Source organism: Corynebacterium nasorum, assembly GCF_032821635.1.
GTDB lineage: Bacteria > Actinomycetota > Actinomycetes > Mycobacteriales > Mycobacteriaceae > Corynebacterium > Corynebacterium kefirresidentii.
Genome location: NZ_JAVBIE010000001.1, coordinates 1 through 17,575, shown reverse-complemented (window position 1 = coordinate 17,575; position 17,575 = coordinate 1). Strand labels below are relative to the sequence as shown.

General features: G+C 56.8%; 15 protein-coding genes and 2 tRNA genes. 3 read left to right on the top strand and 14 right to left on the bottom strand.

All coding sequences use genetic code 11. From position 1 onward, the window contains the following. Positions 1-9: 9 nt before the first annotated feature. From RAE07_RS00085 to RAE07_RS00070, 4 genes are all read right to left on the bottom strand, one after another. Positions 10-522, bottom strand: coding sequence for a DUF4233 domain-containing protein (locus tag RAE07_RS00085; RefSeq protein ID WP_023020930.1), 513 nt, complete (start codon positions 520-522; stop codon positions 10-12). After that, the gene (gene folC, locus RAE07_RS00080) at positions 519-2,054 is read right to left on the bottom strand and encodes a bifunctional tetrahydrofolate synthase/dihydrofolate synthase (RefSeq protein WP_317001052.1); all 1,536 of its coding nucleotides are present in this window, start codon (positions 2,052-2,054) and stop codon (positions 519-521) included. The genes RAE07_RS00085 and folC overlap by 4 nt, the downstream gene beginning before the upstream one ends. Next, positions 2,054-4,774: a valine--tRNA ligase gene (locus tag RAE07_RS00075; RefSeq protein WP_317001050.1), complete on the bottom strand. Its 2,721-nt coding sequence runs from the start codon at positions 4,772-4,774 to the stop codon at positions 2,054-2,056. The genes folC and RAE07_RS00075 overlap by 1 nt, the downstream gene beginning before the upstream one ends. An 80-nt stretch (positions 4,775-4,854) precedes the next feature. After that, the gene (locus RAE07_RS00070) at positions 4,855-5,805 is read right to left on the bottom strand and encodes a malate dehydrogenase (protein WP_317001048.1); all 951 of its coding nucleotides are present in this window, start codon (positions 5,803-5,805) and stop codon (positions 4,855-4,857) included. Positions 5,806-6,174: 369 nt separating this feature from the next. Here RAE07_RS00070 and RAE07_RS00065 point away from each other — a divergent pair, with 369 nt between their 5' ends. After that, positions 6,175-6,939 (top strand): TetR/AcrR family transcriptional regulator, encoded by a 765-nt coding sequence (locus RAE07_RS00065; RefSeq protein ID WP_023020926.1) that lies wholly within the window; start codon positions 6,175-6,177, stop codon positions 6,937-6,939. Between the two features lie 16 nt (positions 6,940-6,955). On the opposite strand, the gene clpX is transcribed toward RAE07_RS00065, so the two are convergent. Then, positions 6,956-8,251, bottom strand: a complete 1,296-nt coding sequence (gene clpX / locus RAE07_RS00060; RefSeq protein WP_023020925.1) for an ATP-dependent Clp protease ATP-binding subunit ClpX — start codon at positions 8,249-8,251, stop codon at positions 6,956-6,958. 226 nt (positions 8,252-8,477) lie between these two features. On the opposite strand from clpX, the gene fabG reads away from it, so the two are divergent. Further along, entirely contained in the window at positions 8,478-9,245 is a 768-nt protein-coding gene (fabG, locus tag RAE07_RS00055) for a 3-oxoacyl-ACP reductase FabG (RefSeq protein WP_317001047.1), read from the top strand. Positions 9,246-9,343: 98 nt separating this feature from the next. On the opposite strand, the gene RAE07_RS00050 is transcribed toward fabG, so the two are convergent. The 9 genes from RAE07_RS00050 to RAE07_RS00010 form a co-directional block, all read right to left on the bottom strand. Further along, entirely contained in the window at positions 9,344-9,598 is a 255-nt protein-coding gene (locus RAE07_RS00050) for a hypothetical protein (protein ID WP_023020923.1), read from the bottom strand. Positions 9,599-9,768: 170 nt separating this feature from the next. Continuing rightward, positions 9,769-10,059, bottom strand: coding sequence for a hypothetical protein (locus RAE07_RS00045; protein WP_023020922.1), 291 nt, complete (start codon positions 10,057-10,059; stop codon positions 9,769-9,771). A gap of 3 nt (positions 10,060-10,062) precedes the next feature. Further along, positions 10,063-11,361, bottom strand: coding sequence for an inorganic phosphate transporter (locus tag RAE07_RS00040; protein WP_317001046.1), 1,299 nt, complete (start codon positions 11,359-11,361; stop codon positions 10,063-10,065). A 320-nt stretch (positions 11,362-11,681) separates the two neighbouring features. Continuing rightward, positions 11,682-13,184, bottom strand: a complete 1,503-nt coding sequence (locus RAE07_RS00035; RefSeq protein WP_316360673.1) for a peptide MFS transporter — start codon at positions 13,182-13,184, stop codon at positions 11,682-11,684. Positions 13,185-13,420: 236 nt separating this feature from the next. After that, on the bottom strand, positions 13,421-14,044 hold the full coding sequence (locus RAE07_RS00030; RefSeq protein WP_005324052.1) for an ATP-dependent Clp protease proteolytic subunit: 624 nt from the start codon (positions 14,042-14,044) through the stop codon (positions 13,421-13,423). Between the two features lie 20 nt (positions 14,045-14,064). Further along, complete coding sequence (locus RAE07_RS00025; protein ID WP_301714237.1) at positions 14,065-14,676, bottom strand: ATP-dependent Clp protease proteolytic subunit; 612 nt, start codon at positions 14,674-14,676, stop codon at positions 14,065-14,067. Positions 14,677-14,865: 189 nt separating this feature from the next. Further along, positions 14,866-16,221 carry a trigger factor gene (tig, locus tag RAE07_RS00020; RefSeq protein ID WP_317001045.1) on the bottom strand — a complete coding sequence of 452 codons (1,356 nt, stop codon included), beginning with the start codon at positions 16,219-16,221 and terminating at the stop codon, positions 14,866-14,868. A gap of 90 nt (positions 16,222-16,311) precedes the next feature. Further along, positions 16,312-16,385 (bottom strand) — tRNA-Pro (locus RAE07_RS00015). A gap of 134 nt (positions 16,386-16,519) precedes the next feature. Next, positions 16,520-17,305, bottom strand: a complete 786-nt coding sequence (locus tag RAE07_RS00010; protein WP_317001044.1) for a DUF1542 domain-containing protein — start codon at positions 17,303-17,305, stop codon at positions 16,520-16,522. A gap of 122 nt (positions 17,306-17,427) precedes the next feature. On the opposite strand from RAE07_RS00010, the gene RAE07_RS00005 reads away from it, so the two are divergent. Further along, positions 17,428-17,502: transfer RNA gene (locus RAE07_RS00005), tRNA-Gly, on the top strand. Positions 17,503-17,575: the final 73 nt, after the last annotated feature.

Below are 17,575 nucleotides of genomic sequence, written 5' to 3'. Positions count from 1 at the left end.
GCTACCGTGCTATTTCTCGTTGAGGTGCTGCGTGGTGAGGTAGCCACGCTTCATGCGGGCGATGAGGTTACTGCGCAGGTAAACGGCCAGGAGCCACTCCAAGCCGAAGATGATGAAGATGGCGGCTACGGCCCAGTGGACCATAAAGCCCAAGATGACGCACAGCAGCTGCACCCACACGATGACGGTTAGCGCCCACTTCTTATTCATGAACGCGATCATCACTAGGTGAAAGACAATGGCGGCAAGGACAAAGCAATAGTTAAAAGGCGTCCACAGGGTGCCGTCATACAGCTTGTACAGCATCGGCAGTGCGAAGGATAGGGCGAGCGCCTCCATGGTCAGGGAGCTGGCAATGACCATCCCGTTGAAGCTTTTAAGTGGGTCCTTGACTGGGGCTTGGCCCATGCCTAGGGGTCCGATCTCGCTTTCAGGGATATGTTCCTCGCGGCCGCGGGCACGGCTGCTGCGGGGCGGGCGGGGTTGGCGCTCTCCGCCTGGGTGGTGATTGTCGCGGCTCATGCAGGTTCCTTTCCAAACATCGCGCGGGCGTCACCGGCAGTGACGACCGAGCCGGTGATGATAATGCCGGAGCCGGATTGCACCTCCGCGTCTTCAGCAAGTTCAACGGCTTGGGCATAAGCGCCGGGAAGATCCTCGGCAACGTGGACGCGTTCCTCGCCGTAAATATCGCGAGCAGTCTCGGCCAATTCATAAGCGTCGAGAGCCCGCGGCGAGGAGTTTTGGGTAATGACTACCTCGGTCAGATACGGCTCCAACGCGGTGAGAATGCCAGTTGCGTCCTTATCCGCAAAGATGGACAACACACCGATGAGGCGGGCGAAGTCGAAATCGCGGTCCAACGCTGCGCCTAAAGCCTTGGCCCCATGCGGGTTATGCGCGGCATCAATAAACGTCGTGGGCGAGGTACGTACGCGCTCGAGGCGGCCGGGCGAAATCGTCTGGGCGAAGCCATTGCGCACGGTAGCAACGTCCAATGGGTGGCCGGCCGAAGCCCCAAAGAAGGCCTCCACCGCTGCAAGGGCCACGGCAGCATTCTTGGCTTGGTGCTCGCCATGGAGGGGAAGGAAAATGTCCTCATACAGGCCGCCGAGGCCTTGGATATTCACCTGCTGGCCGCCAACGGCAATGCGGGATTCGAGGGCCGCAAATTCGGAACCGGAGCGGGCCACGCCCGCCTCGACATCGACGGCCTGCTGCAAGATGACGCGCATGGCTTCTGGGTCCTGCTCCGCGATAACCACAATATTTTCATTCGGGGTCAACGGATCATCGGCATCCTCGCGCGGCTTAATAATGCCAGCTTTTTCACCTGCGATTTCGGTGATCGTATCGCCCAAATAATCCGTATGGTCCATGCCCACTGGGGTGATGACGGAGACGTCTGCAGTGACCACATTGGTGGCGTCCCAACGTCCGCCGAGTCCGACTTCGACGACAGCGACATCTACGGGGGCGTCGGCAAACGCAGCATAGGACAGGCCGACAAGGACCTCGAACTTAGACATAGGCACGTCCGATTGGGCATCGACCATTTCCACAAACGGCTTGATCTCGTGCCAAATACGCACATAATCGCGCGGGTGAATGGGCTGGCCATCGATGCCGATGCGCTCAGTAACGCGCTGCAGGTGTGGGCTAGTTACCAAGCCCACTCGGCGGTGGAAGGCACGCAGGAGCGAATCAACCATGCGTGCGGTAGAGGACTTACCATTGGTGCCAGCGATGTGGATGACATCGAAAGAACGCTCCGGGTGACCGAGCAGATCCATAAGCAGCTCGATGCGATTGAGGGAAGGCTCAATCTTGGTTTCGGGCCACCGCTCATTGAGTTCTTCTTCAACCTCCGCGAGGGCGCGTAGCTCCGCGGCGGAAACCTCCTGTGGGGCGGCCTCGTTGTACTCATCCTCGCCGCCCATGCCCAGATTGAGCGTCAGGCCGGACTCGGTGATTTCCACCGGACCGCCGTCGGTTCCTTCTTTGAGGGCATCGACGATCTCAAAATCCTCTGTGCCCTTGTCCTTTTCCGCCACTACTTCAGGCCTTCCAAACGGCTGGTAATGCGTTCAACCTCTTCGCGAGCGATCTGCTGGCGCTGCTTAATTTTATTAACCACTACTTCCGGCGCCTTGGACAGGAAGTTCTCATTGCCAAGCTTCTTGCCGGTTTGCTCCAATTCCTTATTGGCTTTGGCCAAGTCCTTCTCTAGGCGCTTGCGCTCAGCCTCCACGTCTACAGCGCCGTGGGTATCTAGGGTGACCTCCACGGTGGCCTGGGAAAGGCGTACCTCAATGGAGGCGGAAGGATCGAAGTCTTCGGCCGGAGCGGTGGTATTAGCCAGGTTGCGCACCAGCTCTTCCTGGTTCGACAAGTCAGCAGCGGCAAAGTCGAGGCGGCCCGGGACCTTCTGAGAAGGCTTGACCCCCTGGTCAGAGCGGAAGCGGCGCAGCTCGGTAATGAGCTTATCCGCGTCTGCAATGCGACGGGCGGCCACCTCATCCTTGGTAGCGCCACCATTGGTATCGGCAACGGTGGGCCACGGTGCCACGACGATAGACTCGCCGCCGGTCAAAGCCTTCCAAAGCACCTCGGTCACGAAAGGCATGGTTGGGTGCAGCAGGCGCAGGACAACGTCTAGGACGCGTCCCAGGACAATCTGGGTATTGCGGCCCTGTTCACTGACACCATCCCGCGGGATCTGGGTCTTTGCAATCTCCAGGTACCAGTCACACAGCTCGTCCCAAGTGAAGTGGTAGAGCAGCTCGTTTGCTTTAGCGAACTGGTAATCATCCAGGTATGCATCCACCTTGGCGCGGACCTCTTCGGCGCGGTCGAGGATCCACCGGTCGGCGTCGCTAAGCTCGTCGCGGTTGGGCAACGTTGCTACGCCGGCGCCATTCATGAGGGCAAACTTGGTGGCGTTGAAAAGCTTGGTGGCGAAGTTACGGGCGGCCGCTGCAGCATCAGAGCCCAAAGGCAGGTCCACACCCGGGTTGGCACCGCGAGCAAGGGTAAAGCGCAGGGCGTCTGCGCCGTAGTCACGCACCCAATCCATCGGGTCAATGCCGTTGCCCAAAGACTTAGACATCTTGCGGCCCTGCTCATCGCGAACCAAGCCGTGCAGGTAAAGATCCTTAAATGGAACCTGCGGTCGACCATCGGTGCCCTCCCCCAAAAGCTCTGGGGTATGAGCGCCAGCGAAAGTACCGAACATCATCATGCGGGCTACCCAGAAGAACAAAATGTCATAGGCGGTGACCAGCACGTTGGTAGGATAGAACTTCTCCAGATCCGGGGTCTTGTCCGGCCAGCCGAGGGTGGAAAATGGCCACAGCGCGGAGGAGAACCACGTATCCAGCACATCAGGATCCTGCTCGTAGCCTGCTGGGGGCTCTTCATCGGGGCCGACGCAGACGATGTCTCGCTGGCCATCTTCGCCTTCCGGCCCGTACCAAATAGGGATGCGGTGACCCCACCACAGCTGCCGAGAGATACACCAATCGTGCATATTATCGACCCACTCAAAGTAGCGCGGCTCCAGCGACTGCGGATGTAAGGTGGTATCTCCCTCCCGCACAGCAGCACCAGAGTCCTTGGCCATCTTTGATACGTCTACGAACCACTGCAGGGACAGGCGCGGCTCGATGGGTTCCCCAGAGCGCTCGGAGTGTCCCACGGAGTGAACATAAGGACGGATTTCCTTGACAATACGGCCCTGCTCACGCAGCGCCTCGCGGATTTCCACACGGGCTTCTTCGCGGGTCAGGCCGTCGAAGCGGGTGCCAGTATTGGCAATGTGGCCAGTGGTATCCATGACGGTAGGCATGTCCAAGTTGTGGCGGGTGCCCATCGCGTAGTCATTCGGATCGTGTGCCGGGGTGATTTTCACCGCGCCGGTACCAAACTCCATATCGACGTAATCGTCAGCGATGATCTTGAGCTTGAGGTCATCGCGGAATGGGTGCGGCAGCTCCTTGCCCACAAGATCGGCATAGCGCTCATCGTCTGGGTGAACGGCAATGGCAACGTCACCCAGCATGGTCTCTACACGGGTGGTGGCCACGATGAGGTGCGGTTCATCATCATTAAGCGAGCCATAGCGAATGGAAACCAGCTCGCCCTCGACGTCCTTGTAGACAACCTCGATATCAGAGACGGCGGTCTCCAGCACCGGCGACCAGTTGACCAGACGGTTAGCCTGGTAAATCATGCCCTCATCATAAAGGTTCTTAAAAATGGTCTGCACGGCGCGCGAGAGGCCATCGTCCAAGGTGAAACGCTCGCGAGACCAATCTACGGAGTCACCAATGGCACGCATCTGGTTCTGGATGGTGCCACCGTACTGTTCTTTCCACTCCCAGACCTTGTCAATGAACTCTTCGCGCTCGTAGTCCCAGCGCTTTTTGCCCTCGGTTTCCTTGAGTTTGGCTTCGACCTTGGTCTGGGTAGCAATGCCAGCGTGGTCGGCTCCTGGCAACCACAGCGTGGCGTAGCCTTGCATACGCTTGCGGCGGATAATGGAATCAATCAGCGTGTGGTCCAAAGCGTGGCCCATATGCAGCTGACCGGTCACATTCGGCGGCGGCAGCACGATGGAATAAGGCTCGGCCTCCGAATGGGCATCCGGGGTGAAGTAGCCCTTTTCTACCCAGCCCTCATAGAGGTCCTTTTCTACGGCCTGCGGCTCCCAAGACTTAGGCAGCGCATCAGCGCGGTTGGTACCAACTAATTGCTCATTATTTTGCTCAGTCACCTGGCCGATTCTACCTTGCACGTCAACCGGCTCATCTAGGCAGGGTGCACACCGAGTATGTGGTGCGCACCTAGTGGGTTTTAGAGCAGGTCTGCTACGGCTTCGCGCTCCTCACGCAGCTCGGCCACAGACGCTGCAATGCGCTCTTTTTGGAACTCGCTAAGCTCCAGCCCCTGCACGATCTCCCATTTTCCATCACGGCAGATGGTGGGGAATCCACAGATAAGGCCCTTGTCGACGCCGTAGGAACCGTCCGAGGGCACCGCCGCGGTGCGCCAATCCTCAGTGCCATGAATCCAGTCATGCATGTGGTCCACAGCTGCCGACGCCGCCGATGCGGCCGAGGAGCTGCCACGCACCTCAATAATCTCGGCACCGCGATTCGCTACCTTGGGGATCATCTCTTCGCGGTACCAATCCTGGTCCACCTCGGCATTGGAAAAGGTGATGTCTGGGAACTGGCTTGCGGAGTGATTGCCCCAGACTGCCACCTTGGTGAAATCTGTGGTGGACTTGCCGCTTTTCAGCGCTAGCTGGCTCAAGGTGCGGTTGTGGTCCAAGCGCATAAGAGCATTGAACTGAGAATCGTCCACATCCGGGGCATTTTTCGCAGCGATGAGAGCATTGGTATTTGCTGGGTTGCCCACCACAAGCACGCGGACATCGCGCGCGGCATAGTCATTGATGGCCTTGCCTTGCTTGGTGAAGATGGCACCATTGGCTTCCAGCAGATCCGCACGCTCCATACCCTTGCTGCGCGGGCGCGCGCCTACGAGGAAGGCAGCAGAGGTGTTTTCAAAGGCCTCCTTTAGGTCATCAGTTACCGTAATCGAGTTGACCAACGGCAGGGCGGAGTCATTGAGCTCCATGGCCACGCCCTGGGCCTTGCCCACCGCAGCGGGGATTTCCAGCAGCGCTAGATCTACCGGGGTGTCCTTGCCATAAACATCGCCGGCAGCGATGCGCCACAGCAGCGAATAAGCAATATTGCCGGCGGCACCGGTGACAGTGATTTTGACGGGCTGAGTCATGGTTAAAAGCCTCCTCAATGGCTGCGTCAAGGGCGGCACACGCGAGCCAAGCTGCTCGCACCGCCACGGAATGTACCCATCCCCGAGCTTAGCCCCACCGCCGCCTCTCGCGCTGTGAATCTGGCCCCCTCTTTTGGAGGGGATATTCGCTGAGGTTGCGCTAAATTACCCCCATTTACCTCCAAATTAACGCCCCCAATGGGTAAGAAGCTCCCGCAACGGGTGTCTAATCGGGCATGATGGGAAAAGGAAAAGCGGGGCTCTCCCCCACGCCACGCACACAGATTGCATGGGGCCTATCTACTCCCGCACTATTAGATATCAGTTGACCGCGCCACCGCTGCGCCGCAAGGATTAAGGACTTACGCCATGAGCACTGAGAATACTGATGCACTGCAGGCTGCAGGCCAGGCGGATTCTCCTCACGCTGCCCACGCGGAATCCGTCAGCATTGACTCCGTGGTGGACGTAGCGATCAAGCACTTTTCCCGCAGTGGTTTCGCAGAAACCAAGCTGGAGACCATCGCCCAAGAATCGGGCATGTCCAAGCGCATGATCCACTACCACTTTGGCGATAAAAAGGGCTTGTACCTACGTGCACTCAGCACGGCCGCGCAGCGCCTTAACCCGCCGCAGGACGCTCTGGAAATCGATACCGCGGTTCCGGTCGAGGGCGTGCGCAAGTTGGTGGATTGGCTCTTCCGCGAACGCGTGGCCAACCCGGATGCTATTCGCATGCTGGTATGGGAGAGCAATCAGCAGATTGTGGACCCAGCTCAGCAAGCTATTGCCGACGTCGCCGGGGTCGCCCTCCACCTCGACCGCCTACTCCTCCTAGGCCAAGACGCCGGCGCTTTCCGCCCGGGGATCTCCGCCAATGACATTTTCACCCTGATTTCCTCGTTGACCGTCTACCGCGTAACCAACCAGGTGATGGTGGAAAACATGCTGGGCGTGAACTTCAATACCCAAGAAAATATCGACGGTATGCATAGGCTTACCGTCGATGCTGTGCTGGCGTTTTTGACCGCCAATATTCCAGACTCGGGCCACGAATCCTACCTCACCTCCTCCTCGTTCGATACGAAAGAGGGAGACGAGGCCTCACCACAGGATATTTACAGCGAGGAGTAGTCGCGCCGGCAGGCGCTTAGGCAGATTCCTTCGCCTCGTCCTTATAGCTAAACTGCGGCTCCGCGCCCTCTGTCACGCACTCTGGGGTGATATGTACCGCGGCGATATCCTCGCGGTCCGGCAGATCATACATAACTGGCACCAGCAGCTCTTCCATGATGGCGCGCAGGCCACGTGCACCTGTCTTACGCTCCAAGGCAAGCTCTGCGATGGCATCCAACGCCGCCGGCTCGAATTCCAATTCGCAGTCATCCATCTCAAATAGGCGACTGTACTGCTTGACCAAGGAGTTCTTTGGCTCGGTAAGCACTTTGACCAAGGATTCACGGTCCAAGTTATCCACCGTGGCCACGACGGGCAGGCGCCCGATGAATTCTGGAATCAGGCCAAACTTCACAAGGTCCTCAGGGCGTACCTGGGAAAAGAGGTCGACCTTTTCGCGCTCATCCTTGGTATCCAAGTTGGCGCCAAAGCCCACGCCCTTTTTGCCCACTCGATCCGCAATAACCTGGTCGAGCCCAGCGAATGCGCCGGCAACGATGAACAAGATATTCGAGGTGTCTAGCTGGATGAACTCCTGATTCGGGTGCTTGCGCCCACCCTGCGGTGGAATGGCCGCCACGGTACCTTCCAGGATCTTCAGCAAGGCCTGCTGAACACCCTCACCGGAGACATCGCGGGTGATGGACGGATTCTCGGACTTGCGGGAAATCTTGTCCACTTCGTCGACGTAAATGATGCCGCGCTGGGCACGCTCCACATCAAAGTCTGCGGCTTGCAGCAGCTTTAACAGGATATTTTCCACGTCTTCACCCACGTAGCCGGCCTCGGTGAGGCTAGTGGCATCGGCGATGGCAAAGGGGACGTCGAGAAGCCGGGCCAAGGTCTGTGCCAAGTAGGTCTTTCCGGAACCAGTAGGTCCCAACATCAAGATATTGGACTTAGAGATCTCCACCTCATCGCCCTCGGCCTTTTTGCGCCGTGCTTCCAACGCGGCAGACTCTTCCGCCTTGATGCGCTTGTAGTGGTTGTAGACCGCCACAGATAGCACGCGCTTGGCTTTGTCTTGGCCAATGACGTATTTATCCAGGAAGGCAGAAATCTGCGAGGGCCGAGGCAGGCGCACCTCCGCGTCGGAGGATTCCTGCGCCTGTTCTTGGCCCAGTTCCTCTTCGATGATTTCATTGCATAGCTCGATGCACTCGTCACAGATGTAGACACCGCCGCCGGCGATGAGTTTTTTCACCTGTTTCTGACTCTTGCCACAAAAGGAGCACTTGAGCAGGTCAGCGCTTTCTTGCATACGTGCCATTAAGTTCTTTCACACTCGCTTTTCGTACCGCTATCCATAAATGGAAGGATGATTCTACCCTTCCGAGCGGCTTAATCTTCATCTATTTCTACCTTAGTAAATCAACCCGACAGGCCCTTCATTCATTCCCTTCCGCGTGGCGAATTTCCCCGACTTTCCTTGCTCCTGCGACCTAAGCTAAAAGGTGAAACGACCTTCATTCCGCCCCGTTAGGAACAGGAGAATTATGTTCGATCTCACAGACCGCGTAGCCGTTGTCACCGGCGGTGCTTCCGGCATTGGCCGCGGCATTGCCGCTTCACTTAGCGAGGCCGGCGCCTCTGTCATCATTGCTGATGTCAATCTAGAGCACGCCACCGCTACCGCAAAAGAGCTAGGTGCCAGTGCGATTCATGTGGATGTCACCGACCGTACTTCTGTACAGGAAATGTACCGCCATGTTGTTGCCACGCATGGCGGGTTCGACATCGTCTGTTCCAATGCCGGCGTCTTTCCCAATTGCCCATTAGCAGAAATGACCGATGAGCAGTGGGAGGCCATGTTTGCCATCAATACCCACGGCACCTTTAAGGTGGTCCAGGAAGCACTCCCCTACCTCCAGGAACGCCGCTATGGACGCATCGTAATTACCACGTCCATCACCGACTCGCACACGGGCTTTCCTGGCTGGGCCCACTACGGCGCCTCCAAATCCGCCCAACAAGGATTTATGCGCTCAGCTGCGCTCGAAGTCGCTCGCGATGGCATCACCATCAACAGTGTTCTTCCCGGCAATATCCTCACTGACGGTCTCAAGGCCCAAGGCCAAGAGTATCTCGATCAGATGACGCGATCGGTGCCATTGCATCGTCTCGGCACTCCACGCGATATCGGCAATGCGGCGGCTTTCCTTGCCTCAGAAGAGGCAGGCTTTATTACCGGCCAGACCCTCATTATTGATGGCGGCCAACTCCTGCCCGAAACCCCGGAGGCCATCTTGCCGCCGCGCGATTAGCCGCGCTTACCGAAGTCCACCGAGTCCGGCAAAGCACGAGGCCCCTTGCTGCACAGTATGCGGCAAGGGGCCTCGTGGGGATTTCATTCAGTAGCTGCTTACTGCAGCCAGTCGAAGTCGAGCAGGAAGAGTTCTGCGTCGAGCATCTCAACTTCATCCGGTGCATGACCGGTGACGGCTTCTAGCGCTTCTGCTACGTCTTTAGTCGTAGCAGGAGTCTTATCAGCGTCAAGCAGGGTTTCTGCCACCAAAGCACGGACCGGAGCTTCCGAAATGGTGTCCAGGCCGGTACCAGTGGTGGAGCCCTTGAACGCATCAGCAATGCCGTCCATCAAAGAACGCATCTTGTTCATTTCTCACACCTCCATGTGGCTTTCTCTCTGTCTGATACAGAAGAATATACGTGACACAGCCCCGTTAGGCAACCCATAGGTCGCTTAAAGTTAACCTTTTGTTAACTTTAAGAGAATGTGCCACGCATCACTTGGAAGGTTGACTTCCCCCTCAGGAAGGGAGAGATAACTTAGAGGTCACCGAACGGCGCGAAGCCGAAGTAATGGTCCAGCGTATCGCGAGCAATCCACATGATGGCGACGAGGATAACTACGGCTAGCACTGCGTAAACGGTCCAACCAAGCACCTTCATCTGAGTGCTTGCCGGGGTATCCCCTACGACAACACCGTTGTCATCACGAATGGGGTCACCGGTCATACAACGCATACCCAGGGAGAAAAGGAGCGGAATGCCAGCGCCAAATACCAATGCCAGGCCGGCAACATGGAGAAGAGACTGGAAGATTTCTGCAGCAGTCATGGTTTAGCGCTCCTCTTGAGCAGTAGACGGCGCGGAGGTGTCCTCCGCCTGGGTTGCAGCAACTGGGGCGGCGCCGGCAGCAACCGGCTCCTGACGGTCGGACTCAGCTCCCATGGAGGAATCCACGGACTCGGAGTTTGGATCCCAATCGTTGTTCACGTTGGAGGCATCCACTGGGTTCATGCGGGAGCGGATGACGATAAGTCCGGCCATGGCCAGCAGCAAGACAAAGTCAACGATGGCGCCAGTTGCCACGTTAGTAAAGGAGGAGACACCGTGTGCCAACCACCACGTAGCAAAGCCAACAAACGCAGCGCAGGGCAGGGTGATAAGCCATGCGGAAACCATACGCATCGCAACACCCCAGCGAACCTCGGCACCGCGACGGCCCAGGCCGGTGCCCAAGATGGAACCGGTGGCCACGTGAGTGGTGGATAGCGCCATACCACCGGTAGCGGAGGTCAAAATGATTGCCGCGGAGGTAGCTTCAGCGGCCATACCTTGCGGGGACTCAATCTCCACCAGCCCCTTGCCCAGGGTGCGGATAACGCGCCAGCCACCGGACATGGTGCCGGCTGCGATTGCTGCGGCACAACAGACGATAACCCAGGTGGGGATGCGGGAGTCAGCAACCGCATGCCCGGAGGCAACCAGCGCTAAGAAGATAACGCCCATGGTCTTCTGCGCATCGCCAGCACCGTGCGCCAGCGACACCAAGCAAGCGGTGACAATCTGGCCATGGCGGAAGTGCTCGTTCTTAGCCTTATTCGGAATAGTGTTGGTAACCCAGTAGATAAGGAAGGTGGCACACGCGGAAACTAGGGCCGCAATAATCGGCGAGGCAACGGCCGGGATAACGATCTTGCCAGCGATAGAAGACCACTCAACGCCAGACGTACCCATGGCGGCGAAGGCGGCACCAATAAGGCCACCAAACAGCGCGTGGGAAGAACTCGATGGCATGCCCAGCAACCAAGTAAAAAGGTTCCAAATAATGCCGCCGATAAGGCCAGTAAAGACCACCATCAGCAGCGCCTGGCCGTCAGTGTCTGCTGCGGCGCCGGACAAATCATATGAATCGAGGTTAACAATGCCTTTCGCTACGGTCGCAGCAACATTGACCGAAAGGAAGGCACCAACCAGGTTAAGGACTGCGGAGATTGCCACCGCAGTAAATGGCTTCAAAGCACCGGTGGCAATGGACGTAGCCATCGCGTTGGCAGTGTCATGAAATCCGTTCGTAAAGTCAAAGGCAAGGGCGGTAACCACCACAATGCCGAGGATGATCAGAGTCGCTGTCACAGCGTTGGCCCCTTGGAAAGAAAAAGATGAACACGGTACGTATCTACGGCGCCTTCACGCGTCGCGGACGAAATGCAGAATACTCCAGCCCCGAACCATAGACAATTGCTTTTCTTTAACGTTTTCTTTGGTTAACCTTTAGTTAACCTACCGCGGCATGGAATCGCGCCTTTTGGGGTTTACACAGGCATAGAAATGCCCAGCTTAGAACACTTACATTCTTTTACCCCCACCGCTTAGCTTGAGTGATAAAAACCACTAAGGGAGGGATGTCGCAGTTGAATCGACATACCTCCCGTTTCGGGGTGCTTTAACTTCCCTTAGCGGAAGCTAGAGAACTTCTTTACTACCCAGCGGCTGAGGACAAGCAAGATGCCGCCCAACACGATAGATACAACGCCAAGGGAGATAAAGAAGGTATTCTCCGCGCCTGCATCATCTGGGTTGTAGAAGCTAGCCAAAGAGCCAGCCAGGGACGTGCCCATTGCCACGGCCATCATCCATACCGCCATCATGCGGGATGGGAATGCCTCTGGCGCCACCTTGGTAGCTAGAGAATTGCCCACCGGCGAAAGGAGGAGCTCCGCCATGGTGAAAAGGAAGAGAATGAAAATGATGACATACATCGGGGTGGAGTTCGCTTCCGCACCCGAGAAAGGAAGGAAGAAGAACAAGGAGATGCCGATGACGATATTGGCAGCGCCAAACTTTACTGGGGTGGACCACTGCCTATCCCCTAGCTTTGTCCACATCGTTGCAAAGACCGCGGAGAAAATAACAATGAAGACTGGATTAATGGACTGGACGAGTGATGGAGGAATTTCCCAACCAAATACGTGGCGGTCCAAGCGCACATCCGAGTAAATCGTCATAACGGTGAACTGCTGCTGGAAGATACCAAAGAACAAAACACCGGAAATGAACATCGGGATAAAGCCCAGCAGGCGGTTCTTTTCTTCGCGGGTTACCAACTTCGAGGTATACATCTGAACCCACAGATAAACTGCAGCCAGAAGTGCCACCGCGGTAACAATATTAGAAAGCCAATCAACCTGAATAGCGCCGGTTGCCAGTGCCACAACCATAACCACAATGATGGCCGCTACTGCCAACACACCCATAAGCAATTGCTTGAAGCTCGCTGGGTTTGGAACCTCATGCCCCGCGTCTTTGATAGTGGTCTTGCGCATGAGCGAATATTGAATCAGGCCGAGCGCCATGCCGATTGCTGCGATACCAAAGCCCCAGTGGAAACCCTGCCAGCCCCACAGGGCCGTGGTGAGCAGTGGACCAACGAGAGCGCCGATATTAACGCCCATATAGAAGATGGAGAAGCCACCATCGCGGCGCGGATCATCGCGACTGTACATGGCACCAAGCACAACCTGCGCGGTGGTCTTAACACCGCCGGAGCCGATGGCGATAAGAACGAGGCCAATGGCCAAACCAGTTATTGCGGGAATAAACGCCAAAGCAATGTGGCCAAGCATCACCATGCTAGCCGAGTAAAACAGTGTGCGTTCTGCGCCTAAGACACGGTCAGCAACAAGAGAAGCCAACAAGCAGGCCATGTAGACCAAGCCGCCGTAGGCTCCCACGATAGACGTCGCGTCCGCTCGGTCGAGGCCGAGGCCACCATCGGTAGTGGCGTAATACATGTACAGCAAGACAAGGGCTTGCATGCCATAGAAGCTAAAGCGCTCCCACATTTCCACGCCGAAGAGGTTGGCCAATCCCCAAGGGTGCCCAAAGAATGTGCGTTCGCCGCTCTGCGGCGTGGGCGCAGCGGCCTGAGCCGCTGCGTCGAATGTGTGTCTCTCCATAAAAATATATGACCACTTAGAGGTCTAAATCACAAATCGACCATTATAGGTTTAGTGTCGCACGATAGAAATGCACCTAACGACCTGCAGAAATTGTATGAAGAGAGATACCCCATTCGGGTGCAGCGCGAGCCAACAGGACACCCCCTTCCCTGCTTTAAAAAGCAGAAAACCCCTGCCATGCAACCGGAGTACCGGTTTCATGGCAGGGGCCACGTGGAAAGCGTTATTCCAAATTATGCATTGAGCTTGCGGTAATCAAAGACCGTATCGATGATGCCGTATTCAACGGCCTCCTGAGCGGTCAGAATCTTATCGCGGTCAGTATCAATGCGGATCTGCTCAGCAGTACGACCAGTGTGTTCAGACAGGGTGGTTTCCATCAGCTTACGCATGCGCTCAATCTCGGCGGCCTGGATCTCCAAGTCAGAAACCTGGCCTTGGGTACCCTGGGTCGCCGGTTGGTGGATAAGCACGCGGGAGTTTGGCAGCGCTGCGCGCTTGCCCGGCGCCCCCGCAGCTAGGAGCACCGCTGCCGCGGAAGCAGCCTGGCCCAAGCACACGGTCTGAACGTCAGGACGCACGTAGCGCATGGTGTCATAAATAGCCATCAGCGCGGTAAAGGAACCACCCGGCGAGTTGATGTACATGGTGATGTCACGGTCCGGGTCTTGGCTTTCCAGGACTAGCAACTGCGCCATGATGTCATTGGCGGAAGTATCATCCACCTGGGTCCCCAGGAAGATGATGCGTTCTTCAAAAAGCTTGGAGTATGGGTTGGTTTCCTTAGTGCCCTGTGCGGACTGCTCAATGAAGGACGGCAGAACGTAGCGGGAACTTGGCATCTGGGACTGATTCATAGTGATTTTCTCCTTATTCCCTAGTTGCTCAGCGGGCCGTTGACGGACTCAATGACGTGGTCAACAATGCCGTAGTCCTTAGCCTGCTGTGCGGTCATCCAACGGTCACGATCGGAGTCTTTGGTGATCTGCTCAAAAGTCTGGCCGGTGTGCTCTGCAATGAGCTCGGCCATCTCCCGCTTAGTCTGAGCAAACTGCTCAGCCTGGATCGCGATATCCGCAGCGGTACCACCGACACCAGCGGAAGGCTGGTGCATCATGATGCGAGCGTGCGGCAGCGCGTAGCGCTTACCCTTGGTACCGCCGGAAAGCAGGAACTGGCCCATGGAAGCTGCCAAGCCCATACCGTAAGTGGCGATATCGCACGGCGAGTACTTCATAGTGTCATAGATGGCCATGCCGGCTGTGACAGAGCCACCCGGGGAGTTGATGTAGAGCGAGATATCGCGCGTGGGATCCTCTGCAGATAGCAGCAGAATCTGTGCGCACAGTTTGTTAGCAATCTCATCGTCTACCTGGGTGCCCAAAAAGATAATGCGCTCATGCAAGAGGCGCTCATAAACGCTATCTCCCAAGCTCAGGCCGGAACCCGAGGGGTTGTTCATCTGAAGCTGGTCAGATTTCTTAGACATTCGAAAAGTCTCCTTGAGGACGGTTAATCTCTAATGCCACCACACTACTTAATATGGCAGCCCTTGTGGGCACTGTTCGCTATCAGCGTTTGGCCCACATTCTTACTCCTTCCCTTCCCAGCCACGAATGGAAAAAGCCCAGCCCATCGACCACTTTGTGGCCATCGGGCTGGGCTTTAGCAGGAAGGATTACTCCGCGTCGGTAGCGTCGTTTTCTTCCTCATCAATTTCACCGAAGTACTGGTCAACATCCACGTCGTTGCCCTCTTCGTCCTTAACGGTGGTGCGGCAGATAGCGGCAGCCAGTGCCTTGCCACGGCGGACGTCCGAGAAGAGGTTAGCAATCTGACCATTGGACTGCAGCTGCTGGATGAACTGGTTCGGGTCCATACCGTAGGACTGAGCGGTGAACAGGATGTGGTCGGTCAGCTCCTGCTGGGAAACTTCCGGCTCTTCCTTCTCTGCTACAGCGTCAAGGAACAGCTGGGTGCGCACGGACTCTTCTGCCTGCTCGCGAGTCTGCTTATCAAACTCCTCGCGGGAGGTGCCCTGGGCCTCAAGCAGCTGAGCCAGTGCCTTCTCATCGTGAGCCAGCTGGCCCAGAATCTGGTGCAGCTGGGAGTGAGCCTGCTCGTCCACTACGGACTGCGGCAGTTCGAATTTGACCTCGGAGAGCGCGGACTTCAGGACCTCATCGCGAATCTGGGCAGCCTGCTCAGCCTTCTTGGTCTCCTCCACCTGGGTCTTGGTGGATTCGCGCAGTTCATCCATGGTGTCGAACTCGGAAGCCATCTGAGCGAACTCATCGTCCATAGCCGGCAGCTTGCGCTCCTTGGACTGCTGGACGTGAACCTTGATGGTGGCCTCTTCGTCCTTGTGCTCGCCAGACTGGATGGTGGAAGTGAACTCGTTATCCTCACCGGTCTTCATACCACGCAGGGCGGTGTCCAAGCCCTTGATGAGGTCATCGTCACCGATGCGGTAGGACAGGCCCTCGGTGGAAGCGTCCTCAATCTTCTCGCCGTCAATCTCAGCGGTGATGTCGATGATTGCGTAGTCGCCGGTCTTCATCTTGCGCTTGGTGTCCTTGAGCTCACCGAAGCGCTCTGCCAACTCCTCCAGAGCCTTGTCGACGTCCTCTTCGTCAGCCTTCAGGGCCGGGACGGTAACGGAGATCTTGGAGAAGTCTGGGACCTCGAACTCAGGGCGGATATCAACCTCGGCGGTGAACTCCACGAAGTCTTTATCCTCAATCTTGGAAATATCAACGTCCGGCTGGCCGATAACCTTCAGATCGTTTTCCTTGACTGCCTGCTCGTAACGGGAAGGCAGCATGTCATTGACGACCTGCTCCAGGATGGGGCCGCGGCCGAAGCGAGCGTCAATAAGCTGGCGCGGTGCCTTGCCCTTACGGAAACCTGGAATAGAAACCTGCTGCGCGATTGCCGCGTAAGCTTGATCGATTTCCTGGTCCAGCTCCGCAAACGGAACGTTGACGGTGAGCTTAACGCGGGTATCGCTCAGCTTGTCTACGGTGGTCTTCACGAGTGAATCTCCCTGGCTTCATTGTTTTACGTACATAAACTTAAAGGGGGTCCGGAAATCCTTATTAGGGCATTTCCAGACCCCCATACGTCGGGGCGACAGGATTTGAACCTGCGACCCCCTGCTCCCAAAGCAGGTGCGCTACCAAACTGCGCCACGCCCCGTATGTAGGCCACCAAGTAACCTTGGCTGCGTTGCATACCTGAGACAGTGTACCGTGTCCGTTTTAAATCTCCTAAACGGACCCCCACTTAAAGGTATAAACGCAGCCCAGCGGCCGATTTTGACAGTGCTTCAGCTAGAAATCGAAATCAAACATTCCATCAAAGAAGCCGTCACCGTCGCCGTCAGTTAGACCATCGAAGAAACCGCCGCCATCATCGCCGCCACCAACGTCGCCAGCGTCACCCATACCATCGGGACCGCCCCAATCGCCGCTTTCTGCAGCAGCCGCAGAGTAGCCAATGCCCGACATGCCAGAGAATAGGGCATTAAACATCATGGAGTAGCCCACCATCCACACGCCAGTTTGCAGCGCATCGGCCCACCATGGACGGGAGTACCAACCTGCCGGAACCGGACGCCCTGCCACGATTCCACCCGGGTAGTAGTTGGGAGTATTCGCAGAAGCATATGGTGAGGCCGTAATCTCCTGGCCATTCGCTTCGACCGTACGCTCTTCCGTCACCTTGCCAGCCGCACGCTGCCCCTCCAGCGGCGGGAGCTCTGGGCCTGGGTTCATGCCCATAATTTCGCGCGCGGCATTCACATAATGCATGCCTTCCAGGGCCGACTCGCGCGCCAAATTCGCCTGCTTGGCGGTAGTAGCACGCGAAATCGCCGCGTTAGCTGCAGTAAATCGCTCAGAAGCATCAGCCATCGCTTGCTGGGAGGCAGAATCTGTGCCAGAAATCTGCATTACTTGGCCACCTAGCCGTTCAATCCACCGGCGAGCATCAGCCTGCGCATCGGCCAATTGCTGTGCCTCACGTTCTTCCCGACGTTTGTGAGAGCTACGGGAGGAAATAAACCAGGCGCCTCCACCAATTGCCAGCGCAACGAGCAAAATTCCCACTATGATCATCGCTTTCTATAGATAGGTCCGTTCCTCTTATAACAACGGCTCGGGCGCCAGCCTAGTTCCCTATTTTCTTTTTTGGCCGCGGTTGCGCTAAAGTATGGCCCAGCGTTGAGATAGCGCGTTGTGGGAATGTCGTATAGTGGCTAATACCTCAGCCTTCCAAGCTGAAGACGCGGGTTCGATTCCCGTCATTCCCTCCAGTTGTAAGCTGCACTAACCGCCTATTCTAGCTGGTTGGTGCAGCTTTAGTCGATCCACAAGTCGAACCAACTA